The organism is Flavobacterium sp. YO64 (genome assembly GCF_004119505.1).
In the GTDB taxonomy this organism is placed as follows: domain Bacteria; phylum Bacteroidota; class Bacteroidia; order Flavobacteriales; family Flavobacteriaceae; genus Flavobacterium; species Flavobacterium oncorhynchi.
The window spans coordinates 1-3,552 of the sequence record NZ_NRQV01000063.1; the positions used below are offsets into that span (position 1 = coordinate 1).

Here is a 3,552-nt window from a genome sequence, read left to right on the forward strand (position 1 = left end):
CCTTGTGAATTTTCTCCGCGCATAAAAGGTTGGAAAAGATTTTTCTGCTCATTCTCGGTCAGCGTTTTTCCAGTGTTTGAAATCGAAATAACTAGAGAATCGCCTACTGCACTTATTTTTACTTTTGCCTGTTTGTTATCCGAATAAACACAGGCATTTTTTAAAACATTGCTTATCGCAATTTCTAAAAGGTTTTTATTTCCCTTAATTTCCAGAGCAGAATCTAAGTTTTCGCTTTCTTCCATTTCAAAAAGAATAACAAAGTCAGGAAAGCTTTTATTCAGATTTTCAATTGCCCAAAACAAAATTTCATCTAAACGATGAGTTTCACCATTTTCTTGATTTTTAGAGTCGATTTTAGAAAGAATAAGTAATGAAGTAATTAACTCTGTCAGTTGATTTACATCTGATAAAATTGTTTTTAAGAAGCTTTTATTTTCAGGAGTTGTTTTAGGATCTGCAACTACATTTTCTATTTGAGATGTAATTCTAGATAATGGCGTTCTAAGTTCATGTGATGCGTGCGCAGTAAACTCTTTTTGTTTTTGATAAGAAATTTCAATTCGATCCATCATGAAATTGAATTCATTGGCAATTAAATCAATTTCATTTTTATTACTTTTTGATTTTATGCGAGTATCGAGATTGTTCTCGTTGATGTTTTTTATTTTTTGATGAAATAAACCTAATGGATTCATTGCTTTTTTAACCATAAATGAGGTTAATACCCAGCAAAGACAAGTAAAGAAGATATAAGATATAACTAAGGTATATCGTAAAAAAAGTAATTTACGTTTGCCATAATCATCAGTTGCTGATATTAGAGCATAAAAATCTTTGTCTTTAGTGTCATAGAAAACGCCGTATACTTCATAGTCTCCTTGTTGTTTAAAGAAAGTTTTGTGTTTTTTAAGGTATTTTAAATCATCAATAGACCAATTAATTTTAGCGTCATCAATACTGCTGTAAATAAGTTTAAATTGCGAATCAAATACTAGTGTTTTTTCGTCATACAGTTTATTTATAGAATTTTGATCGATCATTTTTAAAAGTTGATCATCAACTTCTTTAACATTAACTAATAACTTAATGTTAGAAAGCGCTTTAATTTCTAGTCGATCTCTAAATTCTTCTTTTCTAAAATTAGAATATAAAACAAATATCACAGTTGAAGCCAATCCAAAAAGGATTGTAAACAGCAGGCTTACTAAAAGTGATATTCTGTTTTTTAAAGTCATTCTTGATTGCTTAAATAGTATCCGTAGCCAATTTTAGTTCGTATAAGTTTTACTTCATGATCTTTGTCGATTTTCTTGCGCAGAAAATTGATGTAAACTTCAATCGTGTTTTGATTCGTTTCTATATGATAATCCCATAGTTTTTCAGCAATAAACTGCTTTGATAACACTTTGCCTTTAGCATGAGCTAGAATTAGGATTAGATTAAATTCTTTCGGAGTCAGTTTAATTTCTTCTCCAGCGCGAAAAACTTTCATTTCATCTTCTTGAATTTCTAAATCTTCAATAAGAATCTTTTGTTCTGTTTGCTGCGGAATTTCCTTTCGTCTTAGTAAAGAGGAAATTCTGGCATATAATTCTTCAAAATGAAAAGGTTTTACCAGATAATCATCAGCACCATTATCAAAAGAAGCCAATTTATCTTCAATTTCACTAAATGCCGTAAGCATTATTATAGGTGTTTTTTTATCAATCTCTCGAATACCTTTGCAAACCTCAATTCCATTTGTTCCAGGAACATTTATATCAAGAATGATTAAATCATACTCATAAGGAAAGTATTTTTTAAGAAGTAAAGTTCCGTCATAGAATGGAAAACACTCGATTTTTTTTGTGGCGAAAAATGCTGAAATCTCTTTAGATAAAGTAAAGTCGTCTTCGAGTAGTAAAATTTTCATGGTATTTTTTAAGTATTAGTCAATTGGGCTGCTCTTAAAGCAGCCAAATTGACATTTTGTAGATTCTCTTATTTAAAATAAGAAAAAGTTTCATTGTTTTCAATCTTCAGTATTGAAGCATAAATCAGCTGAATTACATTTTCTACATCTTCTCTGTGTACCATTTCTACAGTTGTGTGCATATAACGTAAAGGCAGCGAGATTAATGCAGATGCTACACCGCCATTACTGTATGCAAATGCATCAGTATCCGTTCCAGTAGCTCTTGAAGTTGCATGACGTTGAAAAGGAATTTTGCATTCCTCAGCCGTATCAACAATTAAATCGCGCAATTTATTTTGAACTGCTGGAGCGTAGGCAATAACGGGACCTTTACCCATTTTTAGATCTCCCTCAACTTTTTTGTCAATCATTGGAGTAGTAGTATCATGGCAAACATCAGTTACAATTGCAACATTTGGTTTAATAGTCTGAGCAATCATTTCAGCACCGCGTAAACCAATTTCTTCCTGAACAGAATTTACAATGTACAATCCAAAAGGAAGTGTTTTTTTGTTTTCATGCAATAAACGAGCAACTTCGGCAATCATAAAGCCGCCCATTCTATTATCGATCGCTCGACAAACGAATTTATTTTCATTCAGAACCATAAATTCGTCAGGATATGTTATTACGCAGCCAACATGAACGCCCATCGCTTCGACTTCTTCTTTTGTTTCACAGCCTAAGTCAATAAAAATGTTGCTTAATTTTGGAATTTCTTCCTTGTCTCGTAAACGTGTATGAATTGCCGGCCAGCCAAAAACACCTTTTACAATTCCTTTTTTAGTATGAATATTAACTCTTTTTGATGGTGCGATTTGATGATCAGAACCACCATTTCTAATAACATATAATAAACCATCATCAGTAATATAATTTACATACCACGAAATTTCGTCAGCATGTCCTTCAATAACAACTTTAAAAGGAGCATCAGGGTTAATAACTCCAACAGCTGTACCGTATGTATCAGTTATAAAAGTGTCAACATATGGTTTTAAATAATTCATCCAAAGCTTTTGTCCTTCACTTTCGTAACCCGTCGGAGAAGCATTATTTAGATAACTTTCTAAGAAAGAAAGAGAGGCATCATTTAAGATAGATTTTGTACTCATAAAAATATTTTTGCGCTAATTTATAAATTTGGTATTAGAGTTGTGTATAAATATATAATTTTACATTTAAATTAAGACTCCATGAGATTTACCTGCAGTATTTTATTTTTATTAATGATTTCGTTTTCCAGTATTGCACAAGTTACTCCGAAAGAAAATCAAGAAATGGGTTATATATTAACCGAGAAAGATTCTATTCTTAACGATACAATACAACTACCTGAAATTATTGTTTCAAAAGGTCAAAAATTAAGTCCCGAAGAACAAAAGCAATTTCAGATTTTACAGAATAGAGTTTATAAAGTTTACCCTTATGCAAAATTAGCGTCAGATAGATTGACTGCATTGAATAAAGGCATGGCACGCTTGAATAGTAATCGCGAAAAGAAGAAGTACTTCAAGATTGTTGAAGACTACCTTAATAATGAATTTGAAGACAGGTTAAAGAAGTTGTCTAGAAAACAAGGTCAGATTCTTGTA

The 3,552-nt window shown here is 31.4% G+C and carries 4 protein-coding genes; 1 reads left to right on the plus strand and 3 read right to left on the minus strand.

All coding sequences use genetic code 11. The features are described 5' to 3' along the window. From BOW57_RS20495 to BOW57_RS20505, 3 genes are all read right to left on the minus strand, one after another. The coding region (locus BOW57_RS20495; RefSeq protein WP_164973755.1) for a HAMP domain-containing sensor histidine kinase at positions 1-1,238 on the minus strand (1,238 nt) is incomplete at its 3' end. After that, on the minus strand, positions 1,235-1,915 hold the full coding sequence (locus tag BOW57_RS20500) for a response regulator transcription factor (protein WP_129057007.1): 681 nt from the start codon (positions 1,913-1,915) through the stop codon (positions 1,235-1,237). The genes BOW57_RS20500 and BOW57_RS20495, both read right to left, overlap by 4 nt. 68 nt (positions 1,916-1,983) lie before the next feature. After that, entirely contained in the window at positions 1,984-3,072 is a 1,089-nt protein-coding gene (locus tag BOW57_RS20505; RefSeq protein WP_129057009.1) for a M42 family metallopeptidase, read from the minus strand. A gap of 81 nt (positions 3,073-3,153) precedes the next feature. Here BOW57_RS20505 and BOW57_RS20510 point away from each other — a divergent pair. Continuing rightward, positions 3,154-3,552 (plus strand): DUF4294 domain-containing protein (locus tag BOW57_RS20510; RefSeq protein ID WP_129057011.1); only part of this gene is annotated, 399 nt, incomplete at its 3' end.